Annotated in this window: 21 protein-coding genes and 1 riboswitch; of the genes, 10 read left to right on the forward strand and 11 right to left on the reverse strand. The window is 32.1% G+C overall.

Going from position 1 to position 24,127, the window contains the following annotated elements:
* Positions 1 to 4: 4 nt before the first annotated feature.
* The 5 genes from OEW74_RS09810 to OEW74_RS09830 all read right to left on the reverse strand — a co-directional run bounded on the left by OEW74_RS09810 (position 5) and on the right by OEW74_RS09830 (position 6,213).
* Complete coding sequence (locus OEW74_RS09810) at positions 5 to 841, reverse strand: phytoene/squalene synthase family protein (protein WP_265428303.1); 837 nt, start codon at positions 839 to 841, stop codon at positions 5 to 7.
* 9 nt (positions 842 to 850) lie between these two features.
* The gene (locus tag OEW74_RS09815) at positions 851 to 2,317 is read right to left on the reverse strand and encodes a phytoene desaturase family protein (protein ID WP_265428304.1); all 1,467 of its coding nucleotides are present in this window, start codon (positions 2,315 to 2,317) and stop codon (positions 851 to 853) included.
* 2 nt (positions 2,318 to 2,319) lie between these two features.
* Positions 2,320 to 2,991 (reverse strand): MarR family winged helix-turn-helix transcriptional regulator, encoded by a 672-nt coding sequence (locus OEW74_RS09820; RefSeq protein ID WP_265428305.1) that lies wholly within the window; start codon positions 2,989 to 2,991, stop codon positions 2,320 to 2,322.
* A gap of 146 nt (positions 2,992 to 3,137) precedes the next feature.
* Positions 3,138 to 4,499 (reverse strand): T9SS type A sorting domain-containing protein, encoded by a 1,362-nt coding sequence (locus tag OEW74_RS09825; protein ID WP_265428306.1) that lies wholly within the window; start codon positions 4,497 to 4,499, stop codon positions 3,138 to 3,140.
* 301 nt (positions 4,500 to 4,800) lie between these two features.
* A complete protein-coding gene (locus OEW74_RS09830) occupies positions 4,801 to 6,213 on the reverse strand; it encodes a LuxR C-terminal-related transcriptional regulator (RefSeq protein WP_265428307.1) in 1,413 nt (470 codons plus the stop codon).
* A gap of 269 nt (positions 6,214 to 6,482) precedes the next feature.
* On the opposite strand from OEW74_RS09830, the gene OEW74_RS09835 reads away from it, so the two are divergent.
* The gene (locus OEW74_RS09835; RefSeq protein ID WP_265428308.1) at positions 6,483 to 8,291 is read left to right on the forward strand and encodes a hypothetical protein; all 1,809 of its coding nucleotides are present in this window, start codon (positions 6,483 to 6,485) and stop codon (positions 8,289 to 8,291) included.
* A gap of 48 nt (positions 8,292 to 8,339) precedes the next feature.
* On the opposite strand, the gene OEW74_RS09840 is transcribed toward OEW74_RS09835, so the two are convergent.
* Positions 8,340 to 9,632: a voltage-gated chloride channel family protein gene (locus OEW74_RS09840; protein ID WP_265428309.1), complete on the reverse strand. Its 1,293-nt coding sequence runs from the start codon at positions 9,630 to 9,632 to the stop codon at positions 8,340 to 8,342.
* A gap of 27 nt (positions 9,633 to 9,659) precedes the next feature.
* Positions 9,660 to 9,726: riboswitch (Fluoride riboswitch) on the reverse strand.
* 180 nt (positions 9,727 to 9,906) lie between these two features.
* On the opposite strand from OEW74_RS09840, the gene OEW74_RS09845 reads away from it, so the two are divergent.
* Positions 9,907 to 10,851 (forward strand): aldo/keto reductase, encoded by a 945-nt coding sequence (locus OEW74_RS09845; RefSeq protein ID WP_265428310.1) that lies wholly within the window; start codon positions 9,907 to 9,909, stop codon positions 10,849 to 10,851.
* A 67-nt stretch (positions 10,852 to 10,918) separates the two neighbouring features.
* On the opposite strand, the gene OEW74_RS09850 is transcribed toward OEW74_RS09845, so the two are convergent.
* Entirely contained in the window at positions 10,919 to 11,644 is a 726-nt protein-coding gene (locus OEW74_RS09850) for an MBL fold metallo-hydrolase (protein WP_265428311.1), read from the reverse strand.
* Positions 11,645 to 12,285: 641 nt separating this feature from the next.
* On the opposite strand from OEW74_RS09850, the gene OEW74_RS09855 reads away from it, so the two are divergent.
* The 5 genes from OEW74_RS09855 (at position 12,286) to OEW74_RS09875 (ending at position 17,921) form a co-directional block, all read left to right on the forward strand.
* Positions 12,286 to 12,912, forward strand: a complete 627-nt coding sequence (locus OEW74_RS09855) for a TetR/AcrR family transcriptional regulator (protein WP_265428312.1) — start codon at positions 12,286 to 12,288, stop codon at positions 12,910 to 12,912.
* Positions 12,913 to 12,997: 85 nt separating this feature from the next.
* Positions 12,998 to 14,083, forward strand: a complete 1,086-nt coding sequence (dnaX, locus tag OEW74_RS09860; RefSeq protein ID WP_265428313.1) for a DNA polymerase III subunit gamma/tau — start codon at positions 12,998 to 13,000, stop codon at positions 14,081 to 14,083.
* A 973-nt stretch (positions 14,084 to 15,056) separates the two neighbouring features.
* The gene (locus tag OEW74_RS09865) at positions 15,057 to 16,136 is read left to right on the forward strand and encodes a chorismate mutase (protein ID WP_265428314.1); all 1,080 of its coding nucleotides are present in this window, start codon (positions 15,057 to 15,059) and stop codon (positions 16,134 to 16,136) included.
* 107 nt (positions 16,137 to 16,243) lie between these two features.
* A complete protein-coding gene (gene rsgA, locus OEW74_RS09870) occupies positions 16,244 to 17,170 on the forward strand; it encodes a ribosome small subunit-dependent GTPase A (protein ID WP_265428315.1) in 927 nt (308 codons plus the stop codon).
* A gap of 334 nt (positions 17,171 to 17,504) precedes the next feature.
* Positions 17,505 to 17,921, forward strand: coding sequence for a nucleoside-diphosphate kinase (locus OEW74_RS09875; RefSeq protein WP_265428316.1), 417 nt, complete (start codon positions 17,505 to 17,507; stop codon positions 17,919 to 17,921).
* A 411-nt stretch (positions 17,922 to 18,332) separates the two neighbouring features.
* On the opposite strand, the gene rpe is transcribed toward OEW74_RS09875, so the two are convergent.
* Both rpe and OEW74_RS09885 read right to left on the reverse strand, forming a co-directional pair.
* Positions 18,333 to 18,983 carry a ribulose-phosphate 3-epimerase gene (rpe, locus tag OEW74_RS09880; RefSeq protein WP_265428317.1) on the reverse strand — a complete coding sequence of 217 codons (651 nt, stop codon included), beginning with the start codon at positions 18,981 to 18,983 and terminating at the stop codon, positions 18,333 to 18,335.
* 107 nt (positions 18,984 to 19,090) lie between these two features.
* Positions 19,091 to 20,167: a M28 family peptidase gene (locus OEW74_RS09885; RefSeq protein WP_265428318.1), complete on the reverse strand. Its 1,077-nt coding sequence runs from the start codon at positions 20,165 to 20,167 to the stop codon at positions 19,091 to 19,093.
* Positions 20,168 to 20,219: 52 nt separating this feature from the next.
* Here OEW74_RS09885 and OEW74_RS09890 point away from each other — a divergent pair, with 52 nt between their 5' ends.
* A complete protein-coding gene (locus OEW74_RS09890) occupies positions 20,220 to 20,927 on the forward strand; it encodes a DUF4294 domain-containing protein (protein WP_265428319.1) in 708 nt (235 codons plus the stop codon).
* A 20-nt stretch (positions 20,928 to 20,947) separates the two neighbouring features.
* On the opposite strand, the gene OEW74_RS09895 is transcribed toward OEW74_RS09890, so the two are convergent.
* Together OEW74_RS09895 and mnmD are read right to left on the reverse strand one after the other, a co-directional pair.
* Positions 20,948 to 21,364, reverse strand: coding sequence for an NUDIX domain-containing protein (locus tag OEW74_RS09895; RefSeq protein WP_265428320.1), 417 nt, complete (start codon positions 21,362 to 21,364; stop codon positions 20,948 to 20,950).
* Positions 21,365 to 21,499: 135 nt separating this feature from the next.
* Positions 21,500 to 22,174, reverse strand: a complete 675-nt coding sequence (mnmD, locus tag OEW74_RS09900) for a tRNA (5-methylaminomethyl-2-thiouridine)(34)-methyltransferase MnmD (protein WP_265428364.1) — start codon at positions 22,172 to 22,174, stop codon at positions 21,500 to 21,502.
* A gap of 84 nt (positions 22,175 to 22,258) precedes the next feature.
* On the opposite strand from mnmD, the gene OEW74_RS09905 reads away from it, so the two are divergent.
* Positions 22,259 to 23,329 carry a branched-chain amino acid aminotransferase gene (locus OEW74_RS09905; protein WP_265428321.1) on the forward strand — a complete coding sequence of 357 codons (1,071 nt, stop codon included), beginning with the start codon at positions 22,259 to 22,261 and terminating at the stop codon, positions 23,327 to 23,329.
* 210 nt (positions 23,330 to 23,539) lie between these two features.
* Entirely contained in the window at positions 23,540 to 24,049 is a 510-nt protein-coding gene (locus tag OEW74_RS09910; RefSeq protein ID WP_265428322.1) for an FKBP-type peptidyl-prolyl cis-trans isomerase, read from the forward strand.
* The last annotated feature ends 78 nt before the right edge of the window (positions 24,050 to 24,127 follow it).

The following is a 24,127-nucleotide window of genomic DNA, read 5'->3' on the forward strand; positions in this document are numbered from 1 at the left end:
TATTTTATAAAAAAGACATTTTGTATTGCACATAGCTGCTCATCATTAAAGAAAATTTTCTACCGTTTGATATTCTGATTCTTTGGTTGATGATCTTATTGGCAGAGGTTTTTTTTATTTTTCTGAAAAGAGAAATATAGTATCGATAAGCCAGATAAACTCCAAATCTTGAAGAATTTGGAAGTTTTCTGATACCTTCAAAGGCTTCATTAAATTCATCGAAAATTTCTTTTTCAATTTGAGACTTTACAACATTATCAAAGTAAGAAATATCGACATTCGGAAAATAAGTGCGTCCCAAAATCTGATAATCATCTTTCATATCACGTAGAAAGTTTACTTTCTGAAATGCAGAGCCCAATTTCATCGCAGAAGGTTTCAGTAGATTGTATTTTTCTTTATTTCCGTCAACGAAAATATGAAGGCACATTAAGCCGACAACTTCTGCAGAACCGAGAATATATTCTTTATAAAGTTCAGAGTCATAATCGATTTTCTGTAAATCCATTTCCATACTTTTAAGAAACTGATTAATCAGCTCTACATCGATCTCATATCGGTGAATCGTCTCCTGAAACGCCTGCAAGATTGGGTTTAAAGAAATTTTTTCGTCTAAAGCCTGGGTGGTTTGCTCACGAAATCTTGCCAAAAGAGTAGTGCGGTCAAAACCATGAAAGCTGTCGACAATTTCATCAGCTAACCTTACATATCCGTAGATGGCGTAAATGGAATTTCTGATCTTTGGTGAAAGTGCCAAAATTCCCAAAGAAAAACTCGTGCTGTATTGTTTTGTGGTCTGTTTACTGATCTTATAAGAAAGTTCATCGAAAAGTTTTTTCATATTTTTGGGTTATTTGGTGGCTTCGGTTGCGGCTATTTTTCCGGATATAATCGAGGGCGGAACTCCCGGTCCGGGAACGGTGAGTTGCCCTGTATAAAAAAGATTTTTTACTTTTTTATTTCTCAGTGACGGTTTCAGAACTGCGGTCTGATTCAGCGTGTTGGCCAAACCATAAGCATTTCCTTGGTATGCATTGTAATCGTTTTTGAAATCACTAATGCAATAGCTTTTTTTATAGTCGATTTTTGATAAAAGATTTAATGATTTGGTGTGTTTTTCAAGCCTTTCAATCATTTCGAGGAAATATTTTTCTCTGATCTCTTCGTTATCTTCAATTCCTATTGCGATTGGCATCAAAAGAAATACATTTTCGCAATTTTCGGGAGCTACATTTTTATCTGTTTTTGATGGACAACAGCTATAAAATAAAGGCTTTGTTGGCCATTTTTTATCTTCGTAAATTTCAGAAGTATGAAGCTCTAAATCATTTTCAAAAAATAAAGTATGATGTTTCAGATTTTGAATTTTTTCTTTAAATCCTAAATAATAAATAAGACAGGATGGTGCGAAAGTTTTCTTTTCCCAATAATCTTCGCTGTAATTTTGATATTCTTCCTGAAGTAAATTCTGTTCTGTATGATGATAATCAGACGATGCAATTACGCTATCAAACTTAATTTCTGAACCGTTGACAACAATTGATTGCGCTTTGCTATCTTTAATTTTAATTTCTTCAACATTTGAATTTAAATGAAACTGAGCGCCTTGGTCTTTGGCAATTTCAGACATGGCTTCAATGACTTTATAAAAACCTCCCATCGGATACCAAGTTCCCAATTTATAACCTCCATAATTCATCAAACTGTACAAAGCCGGAATATCTTTTGGAGCAGCCCCGAGAAAAATAACCGGAAATTCCATCAGCATAATCAGTTTGGGATGTGAAAAATATTTTCTTACAAAACGATGAAAATTAGATAATAAATCAAGCTTTAAAGCACTTTTTGCAATTTTTGGAGAAACAAATTCAAACCATGAATGACAAGGTTTTGTGACGAAATCTTTCATCCCGACTTCATATTTGTACTTTGCGTCTTCCATGAACTCATCCAGCTTTTTTGCTGCTCCTTTTTCAATAATTTCAAAAAGATCTCTCATTTCAGAATAATCTTTCGGAACAGCCATAATTCCGTCAGAAAAAACCATTTCGAATTGAGGATTTAACGAAATCAGTTCGTAATAATCAGAAGTTTTTTTATTAAATGCATTGAAAAAATCTTCAATAATATCGGGCATCCAATACCAACTTGGGCCCATATCAAAAACATAACCATTATCGGAGGTAAATTGTCTGGCTCTTCCTCCCAAACTGCTGTTTTTTTCAAAAACGTGAACTTCATGACCAGCTTGTGCAGCATAAGCAGCAGCAGATAATCCTGAAAATCCCGAACCGATAATTGCTATTTTTTTAATCATAATTAATTATCATTAAATGAATATTCTCTAAAGACCGTATCTAATAAATTTGTACTGTCAATATTTCTGCCAAAAATAGGATTGTGGAAGTGGTCAAGTTTATGTAGAAGCTCAATTAAAGTATACTTTTCGTCTTCTGTAAGATTTCCACTGACAATTTTGGTAGCATTTCTTATGTTGGTCATTTGCTTTTCCAACGTTTCCAACCCCTTTTCAGTAATACTCAATACTTTCGATCTTTTATCTGTTTTAGAATCAGATTGTTTTACCCAGCCTTGTTTAATCAGTCTGTTAATAATTAAGTTTCCTACCGGTTTATCCTGAATATTCTTCTTAATAAGTTCGGTTTTGCTCATATTACCGAAAGATTTTAGAGTGATCAGGTAGATAAACTCTTCTTGTGTAGAAAATTCTGAACCGGCAATTGCAGACTTTGAATAAGTCTTTGCGTATCTGTTCATGTGAACAAGTAGTGTACTAATAACGCTTTCCGGGCTTCTTCCGTTTTCTTTTCCTTCCCAAACAATATTTTTTTGAGTAGGTGTTTTTTTATTTTGATGATGCTGAACCCAAGTTTTAAATCCTTCAATATCAGAAGTGTATTGTGAATTTGTATTTTCAGAATCGAATTGTTCAAGCAAGTGAATTACATCTTTTGCTAAATTATAATTCATAATTAAACTATTTTAGTAAACAAATATACTTAATTTGTTTTAAATAATTTATTTATAAACTAATTTAAATTTAAATAAAAAATAAGACTTTGATTTTTCAAAGCCTTATTCTCCTAATTCTAATTACGATTAATAATTTATTCCATTTACTTTTTGATTACTTTTTTTATTATCTGCTTCCCTGTTTCTAAATTAATTTTAATATAATAAACTCCTTTTAAATAAGGGGTTAAGTCAATCTGTTGTGTTTCATGTTGTGTACTCAAAAGTTGTCCGACAGTATTTGTAATTTTTACCGATGTTACTTTTGTATTTCCTTTTATTTTGATGATTCCATTAGTTGGATTAGGATAAACTTCAAGGTTGTCTTTTTTAACATCTTGTACAGAAAGCAATGATGCTAAAGAGATTCTTTTTACCTGTGTATTGCTCTGAGTATATGCAAGGACTAAATAATTATTTACATTATCTACCGCCAGATCATTATAAGTTGCTTGACCGTCTGAGACAAAATCTCCTCCAAAAGAAGACCAAGTGTTAGAAATATTATCGTATTTATATACTGTATTTTTCAAATGATTCCCATCACTACTGTCCCATTGACTTGCAACGACAAACGGGATTCCTGTGGAAGTTACTGCAATAGCAAGATGCTGAACTGCTTTTGCTGAAAAATTTGCATTTCCCACTTGTGTCCACGATGTACCATCAAACTTTTTTACGTTTATTTTTCTTCCGTTTGCAGAATTAGAAATATAGGCAACATACAGGTTGTTATTAGAATCTATTGCAATATCTGAAGTATATTGCTCACCCGAAGATGAAGATGTGTCAACCATTGCTCCGCCAACCAAGCTCCAGTTGTATGAAGAAGTTGCAGTAGTGCTATTTTCATAAACCCGGATTCCGCTTGAAACATTACAAGTGTACACTTTGTTATTTGTGCCAATTACCATTTCAGCAAATGAAGCTCCATTTGAAAACCCCGAGTTTCCTACTTGCTCCCAACCGTTATTTATAAAACGTCTTACAGTTCCCGATCCGTCTGATGAATAAGTGAATAGTACATTTGAAGGAGATACTGCTGAAGCATGAAAATTAACAGTATTGGTTGTAGCGGTTGCCAAAACAGACCATGTATTGCTGCTGAATTTTCTTACTTCTAATCCCGTTCCTTGATTAGTGTAATAAATATTGCCTGAAGTATCTAAACTCAAAGAATTATAAAGTGCAATTCCCGTTGTGATTCCTGCACTTCCGCCGAGATATGACCAGTTATTTCCTTCAAATTTCTGTACAGAACCTTTTGAAACGGAAGTATCGTAATAAGATAAGTAATATCTTCCAGAACCATCTACGACTAGATTATTATAACTTGATCCACCTGCAGAAACATTAGCAGAAGATCCCACGTTTTCCCATTGTTGGGCATTTACAGAAATTAGATTTGCAAATATTCCTATTGTTGCAAATGCTTTCCCAAAATTAAAAGAAGAAATTTTTACCATAAATATTTGTTAAGAATAATGATATATTTAAATATTTGTAAAAAAAATGATTGATGATTTTGACGAATATTTAAATGTTTTTTATGCTGGCAAATATATTATGTGTTGAATTATTTTGAAGGTTTTGTTGCGAAATATTTATCAAAAAGCATACTCATTACATACTTTATTGTGTTTAATCGCATTTTTGTTGTGAATTTTAAAAGTGAATGTGTTGATTAAACAGATTTTACAACCTTATTTTAAAAATAGGGATGTGTTTAAATTTTCGGAAAATGACTTAAAGAATTAATGAAGAAGTTTAAATTTGATCAATCCATTGATAAATATCGACATTCTGAGGAATATTAAGCTTTTTCCTGATACGATATTTTTTATTTTGTACAGTTCTGGTTTCTATAAAGCTTATTCTGGCAATATCTTTGGTTGAAAGTTTCATTTTTAGTAAAGCACAAAACTCAATTTCCGATTGTTGTAAATCTGGATTCTTACTGAGAAGCTGATTTGAAAACTCAGGATAGACTTTTTCAAAAGTAAATAAAAATGCAGGATCCTTTTTTTCTAAAAGCTCCATAAGATGATGATAGGTTTCCCTGCGATCAATTTCGGGTTTAGTTTCCGGCTCGATTTTATTTTTTTTTCTTTTGAAGGTTAAAAAAGCACCGCAAACGATGGCAGAAATCGCAGGAATAATCCAATACCAGATAGGATTTTGGGCATTTTCCTGTTCTTTTTTATCCTTGCTGATTACTTCCTGTAAAGAATTGTATTTGCTTTTGAGAGATTTTAATTCATATTGCTCAATCTTATTACTGTAAAAATTAGCACTGTCTTTATTATTTAGAATACTGTATATATCTTTTAATGAATGATAAATCTGATTATTATTAAGCTCAGTGCCGTTTTTATTGCTTATAAATAATGCTTTATGAAAGTTTTTTATAGAATTTTTATAATCTTTTTTGTCTTTATATACTTTTCCAATTACAGAGTAATTATCAATCATTGATTTATCATCGATTACATCCGAAGGTTTTATTAAAATTGATTTTTTTGCATAATGATATGCCGAATCTGAATTAATCTGAATGTAAATATTCGCCAGATTAGCGTAATTCAAATACTGAAAATTGGCTTGTTCATTTTTATCCTTAAGGATTTTTCCACTTTCAATTTCCTCATAAATCTTTTTTAGAGCTTCTTTTGGCTGATTTTTATCTAAATAAACATTGGCAAAGCTATTCAGCACATTCGATTTCGCGTAAAATATTTTTTTGCTGTTTGATTCATCTTTTTGAAGAATTTGATAGGCAGAATTTAAATATGAAATTGCTTTATCAGGAAATTTGTTGATAGAATATATTTCGGCAATATAAATATTAGACATCGCTTCAAAATAAATGTCTTTATACAAACTCGATTTTTTTCGAAGATTTTCACTGGTGATAATCAGGCTGTCCATCATATTTTTACTGTAAAAATACCTGCACTTCCTGTCGAGAAGCTTCATTTCAGAAATAGAATCTTTCAGAATTACAGTTTGTTTCAAGAGTCCGTTTAATTCTTTGTAGGCCTCGTCAATATTATTTTTATAAAGTTTAGAATTGTTGGCGATTTTGGTTTTCAGTTGTGTGGCAGTGAGATTATTCTGTGCTGCTGTCAGAAAACTTATAAGTATAATGTTGAATAAGAGTATTTTTCTAAACACAAACATTGTAAATAAATAGATATTTAGAGAATTGAAAGTGTAAATTTAATAAAAATAGAATGGAAATTATATCAAATTAACATGATTTTTGACTTTAAAATTAAAAATAAATAATGAATAGAATTGTAGTTGTAACATAATTTAAAATGATTTGTTATTTTTTGCATAGCTTAATCTTAATTTATACTTTTGTTGAGAATTTTAAAAATTCGCAGGTTTTCAGATCATTATCACTTTCATAAAACATGAAAGCAAAATATTATTGTTTTAAAATAATGATTAATAAACCTTTACACAGTTTTCACATTCCCGTTATGGGATTATCTTACACGATAGACAGCCCGATTCGTGTCGCTCAATACGGAATTTCTTCGGTTATATCGATTATTGATGACGAAATTGTAGAAAAAATGAAAAATTTCTACAGTAAAAAATTCAATCTTAATTATTTTGGAATTTCTTCAAAAACCGAAGATTACAGAGCCAAAAGAATTACAGATTATCTCGATATGATGGACGATATCGTTACAGAAAAATTTGAATCTTTTAAAGAAGAAATTTCTAAAAATACAGATGCTCTGAAGAATTTTATGACGATGCTTCCGAATACTTCCGAATTAAAAGACGGACTGCAGAATATTCTGAACCAGGGCGATTCCATAGCTTCAAATATTAAAAACTTTATCGAAAAAAATCTTGTTCCGGGAAATATTGATGTCAATATTATGACCAAGGTTGATAAAGACAATTATCGTAATAATGAACAGCTTCCTGTCATTTTCAATGATGCACATGCTTCTCTTCGTGGGTTTGCTCAAAGCAAAATTTCTTCATCAATGGTGCTTTCTGCGGGTATGAATCCTCGTTTGTACAGTTATATTGAAGAGTTTGAAGATTTCTTTCCAGATGCTAATAATTTCATAAAAAAGAAGATCATTCTTAAAGTAAGTGATTTCCGTTCTGCAATGATCCAAGGAAATTTTTTGGCTAAAAAAGGACTTTGGGTTTCAGAATATAGAGTTGAATCGGGGCTGAATTGTGGCGGTCATGCTTTTGCTACGGAAGGTTTGTTATTGGGACCAATCATGGAAGAATTTAGACTGAGAAAAAATGAATTGATTTCTTCGGCACATTCTCTTATGATTAAAGCTCTCGAGCAAAAAGAAAAATATATTCCTACTGAACCTTTAGAAATGAAAATTACGGTTCAGGGTGGAGTAGGAACTTCTGAAGAACACGATTTTCTTCTTGAAAATTATCAGGTTGACAGCATTGGTTGGGGTTCACCATTTTTATTGGTTCCTGAAGCCACATCTGTAGATCGTGAAACGAGGGATCTTTTGGTGAAATCAAAACAGAACGACTATTTTCTGAGCAATATCTCTCCTTTGGGAGTTCCTTTTAATACTGTTAGAGGAACATCGAATGAGATTTTAAAATATCATAAAGAAGCCAGAAATAAATTCGGAAGTTCATGTCCTAAAAAATTACTGGCGTTAAGCAAAGAATATTCTCCACAAGGAATTTGTACGGCTTCCAAAAAATATCAGGATATCAAACTGAAAGATCTTGAAGCTGTAAAAGGTGAAATTACTCAAAAACAATTTGAACTTAGAAAAAAAGAAATCACAGATAAAGCTTGTCTTTGTGTAGGTTTGGTAAATTCTGCATATTTAGAACAAGGAATCGAAATAAAAGGTGAGAAGCAAGGAGTTGTTATTTGCCCAGGACCTAATTTGGCGTATTTTGATAAAGAAGTTTCTCTTTCAGAAATGATTCAGCATATTTACGGAAATGGAAATATTCTTCCTGAAACCGAGCGACCGAATATGTTCATTAATGAACTGAAAATGTATGTGAATCATTTAAAGAATGAAATTTCAGATTTTTCAGGAGAACTTACTAATTCCCAAATAAAAAAATGGAAAACTTTTAAATCCAACCTTTTTGAAGGGATTGATTATTATAAAGAACTTTTCGAGAAAACCTCTTTTTTCTCAACAGAAAAAGACCGAATTAAAAATCAGTTAGAAGGTTTTAAAATGAACTTACATGAACTTATAATTCCAGAATTACAAAAATAAAACTTCAATCTAAGACCGGAGATCTTAAGCTTCGGTCTTAGATTTATCTTAAAGATATTCATCTCGTTTCCAATATCTTTTATTTTTGGAACCAATGATCTGACTTTTATAAATGCTGTTTTGTCCAGAAAAAAAGTAAGAAACAACACAAGCGATAACAACATAAACTCCGCATTCCATCCCAAATAACTCAAAAGCCATTATGCTGCAAGCAATCGGTGTATTGGTAGCTCCGGCAAAAACTGCCACAAAACCCATTCCCGCCAAAAGTGCTAAAGGTAAAGGGATGAAATATCCAAGTGCATTTCCTAAAGTTGCACCAATGAAAAATAACGGAGTCACTTCACCACCTTTAAAACCTGAAGCTAAAGTAATAATCGTAATAGTCATTTTTAAAGCAAAATCATAAGCTGGAAGCTGTTGCGAAAAAGAATCTAAAATTGTAGGAATTCCTAAACCAAGATATTTTGTGGTTCCCATTAACCCAACTGATATTAGCACGATAACTCCTCCAATCAACGGGCGAAGTGGCGGATAAAAAATTTTAGATTTAAAAAAATCTCCTGTTTTATGAATGGTTTTACTAAAAAAGGCGGCACAAATACCAAAGAAAACACCGGCAATAAGAGCATATAAAATATTCAATAATGATATTCCAGGAACAAAATTGATTACATATTCAGTGTGATGAGTGTTTAATGATTTTGTAACTGAATCTGCAATAATTGATGCGGAAATTGCCGGAAATAAAGCTTTGTATTTTATTTTTCCAGTAAGAGAAACTTCCAGTCCGAAAATTGCTCCGGCTATTGGAGTTCCGAACACCGATCCAAATCCTGCCGCAATCGCTGATATAATTAAAATTTTTCTATCATCAGCTGAAAGCCTTAATGGTTTTGAAAGCTGATCGGCAATTGATGCCGCCATTTGCAAAGCTGTTCCTTCACGACCTGCAGAACCTCCAAAAAAATGAGTAATTATTGTTCCAAAATACACTAATGGAGCCATTTTAAAAGGGATTGTCTTTTGGGGCTCGTGAATGGTTTCTAATAATAAATTATTTCCGGCTTCAACATCTTTTCCGAAATAGTAATATAATAGACCAACCAGAAACCCTGCTAAAGGTAAAAAAGCAATTAACCAAAGATGGTTTTCTCTGAATTGGGTTGCCCATTCTAAGGTCTGTAAGAAAAAAGCAGAGGCACATCCGATAAAACCTCCAATAATTGCAGTAATGAAAAGCCATTTCACTACAAAAAATACAGAAGGATATTTTCTGAAAAATATTTGAATTAAAACACTGAGAATTCTAAAAACTGATCTTTTATTTTTTTTAAACATAAAAACCTGATTAAATGGTAAACATTCAACTAATCAGGCGCCATCAGCTTTTTTAATGCGGTTGGGTAAGGAAGACACCATTTCCTTTATTTCGAAAGAACAAATTTAAGACAAATATCTTATTTATAAATAGTTTGACTTCAAGATTTAGTCTGACTTTTTTCAATCGAAATTTTCTATTGGCTACATTTTTATTAAAACTAAATTCCAGAGCTGTTTTCCAAAGGTTGTTTCATAAATTAGCTTTACTTTTTAAATAATATAAAATCTGTTTATGGAAAAGATAAAAATAAAAAATACCAATCTTTTGGTAGCGCCGATAAATTTTGGAGGAAATGTTTTTGGTTGGACTTTAGATGAGAAAAAATCTTTTGATATTTTAGATCAGTTTACAGCAGGAGGCTTTAATTTTATTGATACAGCCGATACGTATTCTTGGTGGGTAAATGGAAAAGGCGGCCAGTCGGAAGAAATTATCGGAAACTGGATGAAAAAAAGAAACAACCGAAATGATTTGGTGATTGCAACGAAAGTAGGTTCAGAAACAAAAGAACATGGTTTCGACATCAGCAAAAAACATATTCTGAAATCGGTAGATGAATCTTTGGCTCGACTTCAAACCGATCATATAGATCTTTATTACACCCATTTTGATGATCAAAAAACTCCGGTTGAAGAAACTTTAGAAGCGTATGATGAAATTATTAAAGCCGGAAAAGTAAGATATATTGCGGCGTCGAACCTTTCACCCGAAAGATTGAAAGAATCTTTTGATGTTGCCGAAAAAAATAATCTTCCTAAATATGTTGCCTTACAGCCGCATTATAATCTACTGGAAAGAGAAAAATTTGAATCTCAATATGCAGATCTGGTGAAAGAATATGATTTGAGTGTTTTTACCTATTGGTCTTTGGCTGCAGGTTTTCTTACCGGAAAATATCGTAATGAAGATGATTTAAAGAAAAGTGCAAGAGGAGAAGGAGTAAGGAAATATTTAGATGAAAAAGGTCTGAATGTTTTAAAAGCTTTGGATGAGATCAGCGCAAAACACGAAACCACTCAGGCTTCCATTGCATTGGCTTGGCTTCTGGCAAATCCATTAGTGACCGCTCCGATTGTAAGTGCAACGAGCGAGTCTCAATTGAAAACTTTATTTGCTGCTCTTGAACTCAAATTAAGTTCTGAAGATGTTGAGCTTCTAAACAAAGTAAGTCAATAGTTTTAAAATTTGACACAAAAAAAACTCCTGTAAATCTATTTTGCAGGAGTTTTTTTATGTATAAAGCTTAGAATTGTAAAATACTTTTTTGCAGGTCGTGATAAAGAAGAACTTTCCATTTATTTTCAATAGCTTCTTTTTGCCATTCTATCCTAAGCTGCATTGCTTTTTTGCCATCAAAATCGCTTTTGTATGCGAGATGATATTTTAAATAAGATTCTTGTGGAAGATCATCGGCGCCATAAAAAGCCGTTTCATTATTCTCGGTAATTTTGAAAATTTGCATGAAAGGACTGTGACCACCAACAACTTCATAATAAATTTCATCATTAATTTTTCCCTGATCATCATCCATCCAAACAATATTGGGCTGCTGAATGAGCGTTTCTAAAATTTCGAAATCAAATGATGGATTTCCTCGGCTTTCAAAAGCAAAATCAAGCTCTCTTTTTTGAATATAAATTTTAGCATTCGGAAAATTAGGTTCAAATCCATGATCTGTTTTCACTAAAGTTCCATTGATATGATCCTTGTGTAAATGAGAAAGAAGAACCTTTGTGATTTGACTGGGCTGAATATTTTCTTTTTTTAAAATTTCATTGATGACCAATTTTCCTTCTTTGTTTTTCCAGCCTAAACCAGAATCGATAAGAATATGATCATTTTCAGTAATAATTAAAAAAGGCTGAATAGACATTCTGACTCCTTTGGCTTCCGGATTTTCTTCAAGAATTTTAAAATTTTTGGATTTGTCGGCAACAAAATTGCCTTCTTTTATAGGAATGATTTTCATGTAAGTTGAATTACATTTTGAATTTTTAATGAGTTCACTGTATGAATTTGCAAAGATACATTACATAAAATTGATAGTAATAAGGTTAATAGTAACCTTTTTGTTAAAAAAAATAAACTTATAAATGAAATTTTTTTTGAAAAACAAAGATGGCATCAAACGTGCAACAGTAAAGGGAATACAATGAAAAAACTTTTGTGAATTATTAGTTTGATATTGAAAAAATTTGTAATTTTAATTAAGAATGGTGAATTATTTTAATTCATCATATCATTTACCATATCATAGCTTTATTGAGATTATTTATTTTTATTGCTTTTATTTTTGATAATATTTTAGCCATATTTTGTTTTATTTATTAAGGCTGTATTGTTTTGTGATAAATATTTGATTAGGATGTATTATTTTTGCACTCTTTATTTGAAAAAAAATTAAAGTATAAATAATTTGTTTGTTTTTTTTACATTGTAAAAACCGGATGATGAAAAAAATCGTAGTTAATAAAAATATATCTTATACAATTCTCACTTAAGAGATGTATATTTGTGAATAGACTTGTTAAGTCTTTTGTAAATAAAACATTAGATGTTGTGTAAGATTTTTAAATATTAAATAATTGCTTTTAGCAAAAAATAGAAACGATGCCCAGAAAAGTTGTACAAGGTCCTATTAGGGACAAAGAAAAAACAAAACAAAAACTACTCAATGCAGTAGGAAAGATTTTGAAAACGAAAGGATATTCAGGATTAATGGTAAGCAAGATTGCTGCTGTTGCCGGTTTTGACAAAAAACTAATCTATGAATATTTTGGAAGTACAGACAAATTAATTGATGAATACATCAAATCTCAGGATTACTGGAGTAGATTTGAGTTAGGAGAAGACGTCGATTTGTCTGACGGAGGAAGAGAAATGTCTAAATTGGCAATTCTTGACCAGTTTGAAAACTTGAAGAAAAATAAAGAGCTTCAAAAGATTTTAGTGTGGGAAATGTCTGAAAGTCGTCCTATTCTTAAGAAAATTTTTGATCAGAGAGAAGAAATTGGTGAAGAATTATTCAAGAATATTACGGATCCTCATTTTGGTGAAGAATCAGACAGATTTAGAGCAATTGCAGCTATTTTAGTAGCCGGAAGTTATCATTTAAACATGTTTACTGCACACAATGCTACTAACTTTTGCGGTATTAATATGAAGAGTGAAGAAGGAAGGCAGCAAATAAAGAATGCAATCGAAGATATTATCGACTTCGCTTACAATAAAAAATAATTTATTGCCCAAATGTAAAGCGTAGTTTTCTAAAATTTGAAAGCTAAAATTTTCAAATTAAAACTATATTTCTTACTTTTGGGCAATGGAAAATTTTATCGTATCTGCAAGAAAATACCGTCCTCAACAGTTTGACACCGTTGTTGGGCAATCTCATATTACAGATACTTTAGAACACGCCATTGAAGAAAACCAGTTGGCGCAGGCATTGTTGTTTTGCGGACCTCGTGGTGTTGGTAAAACTACTTGCGCCAGAATTCTGGCAAGAAAAATCAACGAAAAAGATGGCTCTGTCTCCGAAGATGGTTTTGCTTATAATATTTATGAGCTCGATGCGGCATCCAATAACTCTGTTGATGATATTCGTGAGCTGATTGATCAGGTGCGCTTTGCACCGCAGGTTGGTCAGTACAAAGTGTATATTATTGATGAGGTTCACATGTTGTCTTCTGCAGCATTTAATGCTTTTCTTAAAACTTTAGAAGAGCCACCTGCTCACGCTATTTTTATTTTAGCAACCACTGAAAAGCATAAAATTATTCCAACCATTTTATCACGTTGTCAGATTTATGATTTTAAAAGAATCACAATTCTTGATATTCAGAATCATTTAAGAGGGATTGCAGAAAAAGAAAATGTAACGTACGAAGATGATGCGTTGTATCTGATTGCTCAAAAAGCAGACGGTGCATTAAGAGATGCTCTTTCAATTTTTGACAGGCTTTCTACTTTTTCTCAAAAAAATATTACTCTTGCAAAAGCAGCTGAAGTTCTCAATATTTTAGATTACGATCAATATCTTAAAATTGTTGATCTAGCTAAAGAAAATAAAATCTCGGAAGTACTTTTTGCTTTTAATGAAATTGTAAAAAAAGGTTTTGATCCGCACCTATTCATTGCCGGACTTGGAAATCATTTCCGTGATTTGATGATGGCTCAAAATTCTTCAACAATAGATTTAATTGAAGTAGGAGAGCAGACTAAAATAAAATTTGTTGAGCAAGGGCAAAAGTGGAGTCCGCAAAATCTTATCGATGCAATTGAAATCTGTAATCATGCGGATATCAATTATAAAAATTCAAAAAATCCTAGACTTACTGTAGAAATTGCTTTGATGCAATTATCGTCTCTTTCAGCCGCTGGCGAAATAGCTAAAAAAAAAAGTTCTTAATACTGGCTCCGTTTCTTAACGAGAAACAGGAAGTAAAATTACCGACTCAGGTTCAGGAAAAGAAAATAGAAGAAGCAAAAGTTCAGGCTAAAGTTGCTGAAAATGAGCAAGCTTCACAAGCTGTCGCTAAAGCTTCAAAGCCTTTATCAAAACCAAATATTTCTTCAGGATTCAGCATTAATTCTTTTCTGAATAAGGAGGAAAAAACTGATGAAAAGGAAAACTCTGCAGTTGTAAATACAGGGAATCTTCCGGAGCATCATTTCACAGATACAGATATTCAGACAGAATGGAATATTCTTCTAAAAAATCTTCGTACTAAAGATCCTGTAGTTTTTAATGCCATTAAAGCTTTTAAGCTAGCTAAAATTGACGAAAAAACGATTGAGATTTCTTATCCGTCAGATTCTGCGAAAGGAGAATTTGATAAAATAAGCATTGAATTTTTTAATCATTTTAAACACAAAGTAAATAATCACTCAATCATTTTCGAATTTAAAAAAGATCATGAAAATTTAAAGATAGAAATCATGACAACCAAGAAAATCTTTGAGAAATTTGTGGAAATGAATCCTTTATTAAAAGATTTAGATGATTTAATGAAGTTTGATTTGTCATAATTTTTTATATATTTGCTAAATATTTACAAAACAAAAGATAAATTATAGTATAAAAGTGGAACTTTCTAAAATTCCATATACCTCTGATTTTGCTACAAAAATCAATACTACACCTGCTTATTTCTTAAGCAGCTATCTTTCTTTTGACGCTTTTTATTATAGAAATTTTAGAAGTTATTATCGATTTTATTGGTATAGCTAATTTAATTTCTTTCTTAAAAAAATATAAGGACTCACTTTTAGATTCCTGATTTCACAACAATTTTGAACGACATTTTTTTGAAAGAATTATAAATAAATTTTATAATAGATATGCTATTGACTCTAATTTAAAAATATAAATTTACAACAATATGAACTTAACAGATTTGGAAAACAGCTGGATTAACCAGTTCCAACAACCACTCATTATCGCAGGACCATGTAGCGCAGAAAGCGAACAGCAAATGCTGGAAACTGCTAAAAGAATTAAAGAAACCAATGCACAAGTTCCTATTTTCCGTGCAGGAATCTGGAAGCCAAGAACAAAACCTAATGGTTTTGAAGGAGTTGGTGTAATTGGTTTAAACTGGCTAAAAAAAGTAAAAGAAGAATATGGCTTCAAAACCGCAACAGAAGTTGCTAATGCCCATCACGTAGATGCTGCGTTGAAAGCAGATGTTGATATTTTATGGATCGGGGCACGTTCTACAGTGAATCCTTTCACTGTTCAGGAGATTGCGGAAGCTTTAAAAGGAACTGAAAAAATAGTTTTGGTAAAAAATCCGGTAAATCCAGATTTGGCTTTATGGATTGGTGCTTTGGAAAGGCTTTTAGGACAAGATATCAAAAACTTAGGAGCAATTCACAGAGGGTTTTCTACGTACCAAAAAACTAAATACAGAAATAATCCAAACTGGCAGATTGCTTTAGACTTCAAGAGTCAGTTTCCAAATATTCCGATTTTGATCGATCCTTCACATATTTGTGGAAATCGTACCGGATTGGCGGGAATTACTCAGGAAGCCTTGAATGTTGGTTACCAAGGTGCTATTATTGAATCACATTGTAATCCTGATGAAGCATGGAGCGATGCTTCGCAACAGATTACTCCTGAAGTTTTGGGCGAAATGATTTCTAATCTTAAAGTTAGAAGTACAGATTTAGCTGGTTTTGATGATGAAATGGGAAGACACAGAACTTTAATTTCTGATTTGGATTTTCAAGTGATTGAATTGCTTTCTCAAAGAATGAAAATTTCTGCAAAAATCGGAAAGCTGAAGAAGGAAAACGATATTGCTATTTTTCAGCCGGATCGTTGGAAAGTAATTACTGAATACGCTGCACAAAAAGCTACAGAAACAGGAATGTCTCAAGATTTTATTGAAAAAGTCTTCAAAGCGATTCACGAAGAGTCTATTGAAGTTCAAAACAATATTATGATTAATAGATAAATTGGTTTAAAAAAAGATAATGGGGTTTAGGATTTATATTTCAGCAAATCTGGCATAAACTAAATCCTGTTATCTAAAACCTAATTCCTTATCTTTGCAGATATCGTATGAAAGGAAAAATCATTAAATCTACAGGAAGCTGGTATCAGGTTTTGGAAACAGAAACCGGAAAAATTTTTGAGGCGAGAATTCGTGGAAAATTTAAACTAATAAAAACCAGACTTACAAATCCCTTAGCTGTTGGTGATTTTGTAGAATTTCAGCTCGAGCAGGATGATATTGCTTGGATCACAAAAATAGAACCCCGCAGAAATTACCTGATTCGAAAATCTGTAAATCTTTCAAAAGAAGCACACATTATTGCGTCGAATATTGATTTGGCGTGTTTTATTTTTACATTAAAGCATCCTGAAACTTCTCTCGGTTTTCTTGACCGGTTTCTCGCTTGTTGTGAAGCTTATAATATAAAGCCGCTTATTTTGTTTAATAAAATGGATGTTCTGTCGGAAGAAGAATCTGAGATTGTAAAAGATATTGAATTTCTATACAACGAAATTGGATATGAAACATTGGAGATTTCTTCTTACTCTAAGCTTAATTTGGATACACTGGTTGAAATTCTTAAAGATAAAACTTCCGTATTTTTTGGACACTCAGGTTGCGGAAAATCTACATTGGTCAATGCAATGCAGCCAAATCTTAATTTAAGAACTTCCGAAATTTCCGATACTCATTTAAAAGGAAAGCATACAACTACTTTTGCTCAGATGCATTTTTGGGATTTTGGCGGAAACGTGATCGATACTCCCGGTGTACGAGAATTTGCCATGATTGATATTGAGAAAGAAGAAGTGCAACATTACTTTCCTGAAATATTTAAGAAAAGGGAAGAGTGTAAATATCATAACTGTATGCATGTGAATGAACCCAAATGTGCTGTTTTAGAATCTTTAGAAACTGGAGAAATTCAGCCTACAAGATATTCTACTTACATTAAGCTTATGGACGAGGCGGAAGAAAACACCCGTAAATAAGTAATTCTCATCTTATTTTTTTTAAGTTAATTTATTGCTTTGATTGATTTTGAAGCAAAAGATTATTATATATAATTATGATTACTTGTATAATTGTGAATTTTTTAATTTATTGGGTTGTTTTTTATAAATAAAAAAACCCAGCCGAAGCTGGGTAAAAACTAATAACCATGAAAACTCAAATTAAACATGAGAATCGAATTAGTAATTACAATTACTGTGCCAAAAATGATTTTAAAATTTCTTAATAAAAGTTATTTTGTGTTAAAATTAATTTAAAACTATAATTTGGATATTTTTTGTAATTTTGCGCCATTAAAAAAATATTCAAGTTATGTCAAACATTACATTTACAATGATTAAGCCAGATGCAGTTGCTGACGGTCATATTGGAGCAATTTTAGGAAAGATTTCAGAAGGAGGATTTAAGATCAAAGCTTTGAAATTAACTCAACTTACTGTTGCTGATGCAAAAGAATTCTACGAAGTACATGCAGAAAGACCTTTTTACGGAGAATTGGTAGATTTTATGAGTTCAGGTCCAATCGTTGCTGCGGTTTTAGAAAAAGACAATGCAGTTGAAGATTTCAGAACTTTAATTGGTGCTACAAATCCTGCTGAAGCAGCTGAAGGAACGATCAGAAGAATGTTTGCTAGAAGCATCGGAGAGAATGCTGTACATGGATCAGACTCTGACGAGAATGCTTTAATTGAAGCTCAATTTCATTTTTCAGGAAGAGAGATTTTTTAATTAAAGTCCCATAAAATAAAAAATCCGGAAATTATTCCGGATTTTTTTTTGTGCTTATATTTTTTTATCAATTTATCTGCCATTTCGTCCTAAAAATATAGATGAATTATTTTAAATTTTAACTTTAAATATTATTTAGAATTAATCTAATTAAATTTTAAAAGGCTGATATTTTGTTAATGATTATTCTGGTATGTTTGAATTAAAAACTAAAATAAAGATTTATTAATTAAAAATTCAGTGTTTTTACGGATAGGATGGTGTTTTTTATTTTACCATCTTTATGTCAGTAAAAAAGAGGTAATCGGTTTCATTAAATCGAAACCCAAAAAAAGAAAAAACTAATAACCATATAATTACTCAGGGTAGGTAATGAGAAGAAAGGCAGTTGATAAAACTGCCTTTTCTTATTTAAACCTTTAAAAGCTCAATTGTTCTTTCTGGATTTTCTGTTGAGAAAACTGCGTTTCCGGCAACTAAAACATCTGCACCTGCTTCAAATAATTTAGATGCATTATCTAGGTTTACACCTCCATCAACTTCAATAAGAGCTGTAGAATTATTGCTTAAAATAAGATCTTTAGTCTCTGCAATTTTCTTATAGGTATTTTCAATGAATTTTTGTCCGCCAAAACCTGGGTTTACGCTCATTAATAATACCAAATCTACATCAGCAATAATGTCTTCCAACATCAAAACCGGAGTTGAAGGATTAAGAACAACTCCAGCTTTTGCGCCTTTGCTTTGGATAAGGTTGATTGTTCTGTGAAGATGCGTACAAGCTTCGTAATGTACAGAAACCAAATCTGCCCCGTAATCGATAAACTCTTCAACATATTTTTCAGGTTCTACAATCATCAAATGTACATCTACAAATTTCTTTGCGTGTTGCTGGATCGTTTTCATCACCGGAAAACCGAACGAAATGTTAGGAACAAATCTTCCGTCCATTACATCAACATGTAACCAGTCGGCTTGAGAATTGTTCAGCATTTCAATGTCTCTTTGCAGGTTCCCAAAGTCTGCAGATAAAAGGGAAGGAGCAATAAGCTTCGTTTTCATTTTTACTTTACTTAGATATATTAGATATTAGAAGTCAGATATTAGATATTAGAAATCAATCAATAGTTTTTAAACTAACTTCTAAACTCTAATTTCTAACTTATTTTTTAATGATATTTCAGTTTCATTTCTGGTTTTATCTTAAGAAGTGTTTCGTAAATCAACTGAATGACATTTCCGACATCTTCTTTAGAGACCATTTCTACTGTTGTATGCATGTAGCGCAAAGGTAAGGAAATCAAAGCACTTGGTACACCACCGTTAGAATGAGCGAAAGCATCTGTATCTGTGCCTGTTGCTCTGCTTGCTGCTGCTCTTTGGAAAGGTATTTTTTTAGTTTTTGCAGTATCAATAATCAGTTCTCTTATTGTATGATGCACACTTGGAGCAAAAAATACAACCGGACCATTACCGCATTTTTGGTCGCCTTCTTTCTTCTTTTCAATCATTGGTGTTGTCGTGTCGTGGGTGACATCAGTAACAATTGCAATATTTGGTTTAATCGTGTCTGCAATCATATCTGCTCCATAAAGACCAACTTCTTCCTGTACTGAATTGGTAATGTATAAACCAAAAGGAATTTGTTTTTTATTTTCTTTTAAAAGTCTGGCAACTTCTGCAATCATAAATCCTCCGATTCTATTGTCTAAAGCTCTGCAAACAAAATAACGGTCATTCATTTCGAAAAATTCATCAGGATAAGTGATCATGCATCCTACAAAAATTCCTAAATCCTCAACCTCCTGTTTTGAGATTGCACCACAGTCGATGAAAATATTGTCAATTTTTGGAGTTGGCTCATTTTGGTTAGTGCTTCTTGTGTGGATTGCAGGCCATCCGAAAACTCCTTTTACAATTCCTTTTTCACCGTGAATATGAACGACTTTAGAAGGTGCTATAGTTTGGTCTGAACCTCCGTTTCTGATTACATAAATTAATCCGTCATCAGTAATATAATTGACGTACCATGAGATTTCGTCAGCATGTGCTTCAATAACTACTTTGAATTCTGCTTCAGGATTGATGATTCCGTAGCAGGTGCCGTAATGATCTACTTCTACTTTGTCTACATAAGGTGTGATATAATTCATCCAAACTTTTTGTCCGTCATGTTCGTAACCAGTTGGTGATGAAGTGTTTAGGTATTTTTCTAAAAATTTCAAAGATTTCTTTTCGAATTTCATATAAAGGGAATGATTTTTGTTGTCAAATTTTGCTATAATAAGTGTAAAAATAATGAAATTTCATAAAATCGCTTGTCTTTTTCTCCTGTTTTTTGTGATTGGTATTTCTGGACAGAAGAAAGATTCTATAGCTATAAAACCTCTAAGTCAGTATCCACCTGAAGAGTTGAAGACTGACGAGTTTGGTAATAAATATTATTATGATGTAAGGCAAAAGGCTAAATTCTACGAAATCAACGGCGAAACTGTAGTAGTGATGGATGAATTAGTTCTTTTAAATAAGCCTAAATTTAATAATCAACTCGATAAAAATTACTATTTCTTTTTAAATAAAAAATTATACCGTGTTTATCCTTTGTTTTTAACTGCATTGCAACAATACAGAGATATTCAGGGTGAAATGAATAATCTTGACAGTGCAGCTAAAAGAAAATATGTAAGAGACAGACAAAATATGCTCGCTGATCAATATGAAAAGCAATTGAGAGATTTAACAACAACAGAAGGTCAGGTTTTTGCAAAATTAATGAACAGAGCAACCGGAAAAAACGTGTACGAAATCATCAAAGAATTACGTGGTGGATGGAGTGCATTTTGGTGGAATGTAAAAGGGAAAATGGCAGATATTGATCTGAAAGAACCTTACAATCCCCATAAGAACAGAACAGATGAGTTTTTAGAATCGCTATTGCAGTCTAATTGGAATTCTGGTTATTTACAACCATATCCCGGAGCAACAGATTTTAGAGCATCTAGATAATTAAAAATTCCTGTAAATATTTACAGGAATTTTTCTTTTAGTATATCGAAAACAATTTTATCGATAGGCAGGCTGAAAGGGTTTTCAGTTGAGTCGATAGAAATCCAGTCTATTTTTTCGATGCAAGGATCAAGAATGATAAAATCTTCTTCATTAATTATGTTTACCATATAATATATTGTAAGAAGCTGTTCGTTTTCTTTGAAACGCGAAACCAAAAAATCTTCCTGCGTATAAAGATGCTCTACAATTTCTATATTTACATTCAGCTCTTCTTCAAACTCACGCTTCAGGCAATCTGTCAATCCTTCTCCGTATTCCAGTCCACCGCCGGGAAATTTCATTAAAGGTTCACCTGCATATTCTTCAAAAAGCGTAAGAACTTTTTTGTCTTTTACAACGCATGCATAAACTCTTACATTAATATTGTCAATCATAGATAGTATTTTGCTTAGCTAAAATAGGGAAAATAGTTAGAAGTTTAGAGTTATGGATTATGAGTTTTAACAAAATTAAAGACTTTCTATATTCAATAACTTATCATTCATCATTTATAACTTATAACTTATAGCTTATAGCTTCGTTGCATTAATCATTTCTCTTTTTCCGGGAGGTCCTTGTTTTTTTTCAACTTTAAAATTAAGGTCTTGTAAAATCCTTCTTACACTCCCTTTGGAAGAATAGGTTGTTAACAGTCCGTTTATATTCATTTTATCGGAAACCATTTCAAATAAAGGCATTTCCCAAAGGTCTGGCTGCACTCTTGCTCCGAAGCAATCGTAATAGACAAGGTTAATTTTCGGTAAATCAATGTTTTTAAGGTCAAAAAAATCGCATTGAATCTTATGTAAATGAAAACCTGGAATAATTTCTATTGATTTTTCCCATTCAGATTGATGAATTTTTTGATAAATATTTTTTAATTCAACGTTATCAAAAAGTTCAAAGTAGGCTAAACTTTCAATTTCAGACTCATTTATTGGATATTTTTCAAGTGTAAAATAGTTGATGACATGATTTTTGTCAGTTTTTAAATATTCATTAATTGTTACCAAAACATTCAAACCTGTCCCAAAACCGAGTTCTAAAATGTTAATTTCGTAATCATTTACTAAATTTAATCCATTTTTGATAAATACGTGTTCGGCTTCCTGAAGAGCACCATGATGAGAATGGTAGTTTTCATTTAATTCATTGATAAACAATGTTTTACTTCCGTCGTTTGTAGTCTTTATTTCTCTTTCCAAAGTAATTTTTTTCAAATTTAATCTAAAATTTTTATATTTGGAAAATTATGTTAAATTTGTAGAACATCATAAAAATTTTAAGAAATGATAATTCAAAAAACAGAAAACTCTAGAATTTCTACTTTCGATCCCAATAATTTTTCTTTTGGAGGTACTTTCAGTGATCACATGATTATCTGCGAGTATGAGAACGGAAAATGGGGCGAGGTAAAATTGGTTCCTTATGGTCCATTATTGTTTACGCCTGCTATGATGGGAGTAAACTATGGGCAAGCTTGTTTTGAGGGTATGAAAGCCTACAAAGATAAAGACGGACAGGTTTTCCTTTTCAGGCCAGAAAAGAATTTTGAGCGTATCAATACATCTGCAGCTCGTTTGGCAATGCCACAGGTTACAGAAGAAATCTTTTTGGATGGTTTGAAAGCTTTAATCGATATTGACAGAGAATGGGTTCCTCAAGGAGAAGGTAATTCTCTATATATCAGACCATTGATTTTCGCTACTGAAGAAGCTTTAAAAGCAAGAGTAGCTAATAAATATATGTTTGCAATTGTAGCTACACCGGCAAAAATGTATTATACAGAGCCTGTGTCTGTGAAAATTTCAGATCATTATTCGAGAGCAGCAAATGGTGGAGTAGGTTCAGCTAAAGCTGCAGGAAACTATGCTGCTTCTTTCTACCCGACTCAGTTGGCGATCGAAGAAGGTTACGACCAGATTATCTGGACTGATGATGCTACTCACGAATATTTCGAAGAGAGTGGAACAATGAATGTTTTCGTAAGAATCAACGATACTATTTATACGCCGCCTACTTCAGAGAAGATCTTAGATGGTGTTACAAGAGATAGCTTCCTTCAATTGGCTAAGAGAAGAGGTTTTGAAGTAAAAGTAGAACCTATCAAAGTAAAAGATGTGGTAGAAGCTCAGAAAAACGGAACTTTGAAAGAAGTTTGGGGTGTAGGAACTGCGGTTGTTACAACTGTTTTCCAAGCTTTAGGGTATAATGGTGAAAAGCTTGAATTGCCTAGACTTTCAGACGAAGAAAGTTTTGCAGTAATCCTTAAAAATGACTTAGTAGATCTACAAAATAACCTTACTGAAGATCCTTTCGGATGGAGAGTTTTGGTGGATCATGCATTAGAAACTGTTTAATTTAAAAATTAAATATCAATACAAAGTCAGGAATTGTTTCCTGACTTTTTTTGTTTAAAATTGTAATGCGAAATAGTAATTGATTTTAATATTAAATTAAAACTATCGTTAACAATCTTAGTCTCTTAATGAAATTTCAGTAGTTTCTAAATATAAATTCATCAAGTTTTGTAATTGATTCCCGAAATGCTTATTTTCGCAAAAGTTTTTATGAAAAAAATACTCTTCATATCTCTTCTAAGCTTGTTGAGCTGCAAAAGAAATAATCCGGTGCATCCACCGGTTGGTGGCGTTTTGAGCCAAAATGATCTGGATGTTTCTAAAAACCGTATGAAAAATCTGAATACGGTGGAAAGGCAGCAAATTCAGGATTGGATTTCAAGCCAAAATATAAAATTCTTTCCTACACAGCTGAATTATTGGACGACAGTTGATGGTTTTGATAAGCGCGAAAGAAGACCTGATGAATCTACAGTATCGTATTCATATGATCTTTATGATTTTGATCAGACTAAAATTTATGATAAATCCATAAGCAGGAACGATGCAAGATTCGGACATTTTGATGAGCTTAAAGCTGTTGAAAATGCACTTCGATACATGCAGAACGGGGAAGAAGTAACACTTCTTGTACCATCATCATTAGCTTACGGAACCTACGGAGACGAAAATAAAATTGATAACGATATTCCTTTAATTATAAAATTAAAAGTACTGTAAAATGAAATTCTTAAACAAAAATATAATCTTAGCAGCGGCAAGCGTTTCGCTTTTAAGCTGTACTCCAATTTATAAAAA

This window comes from Chryseobacterium sp. YIM B08800 (assembly GCF_026163565.1).
In the GTDB taxonomy this organism is placed as follows: domain Bacteria; phylum Bacteroidota; class Bacteroidia; order Flavobacteriales; family Weeksellaceae; genus Chryseobacterium.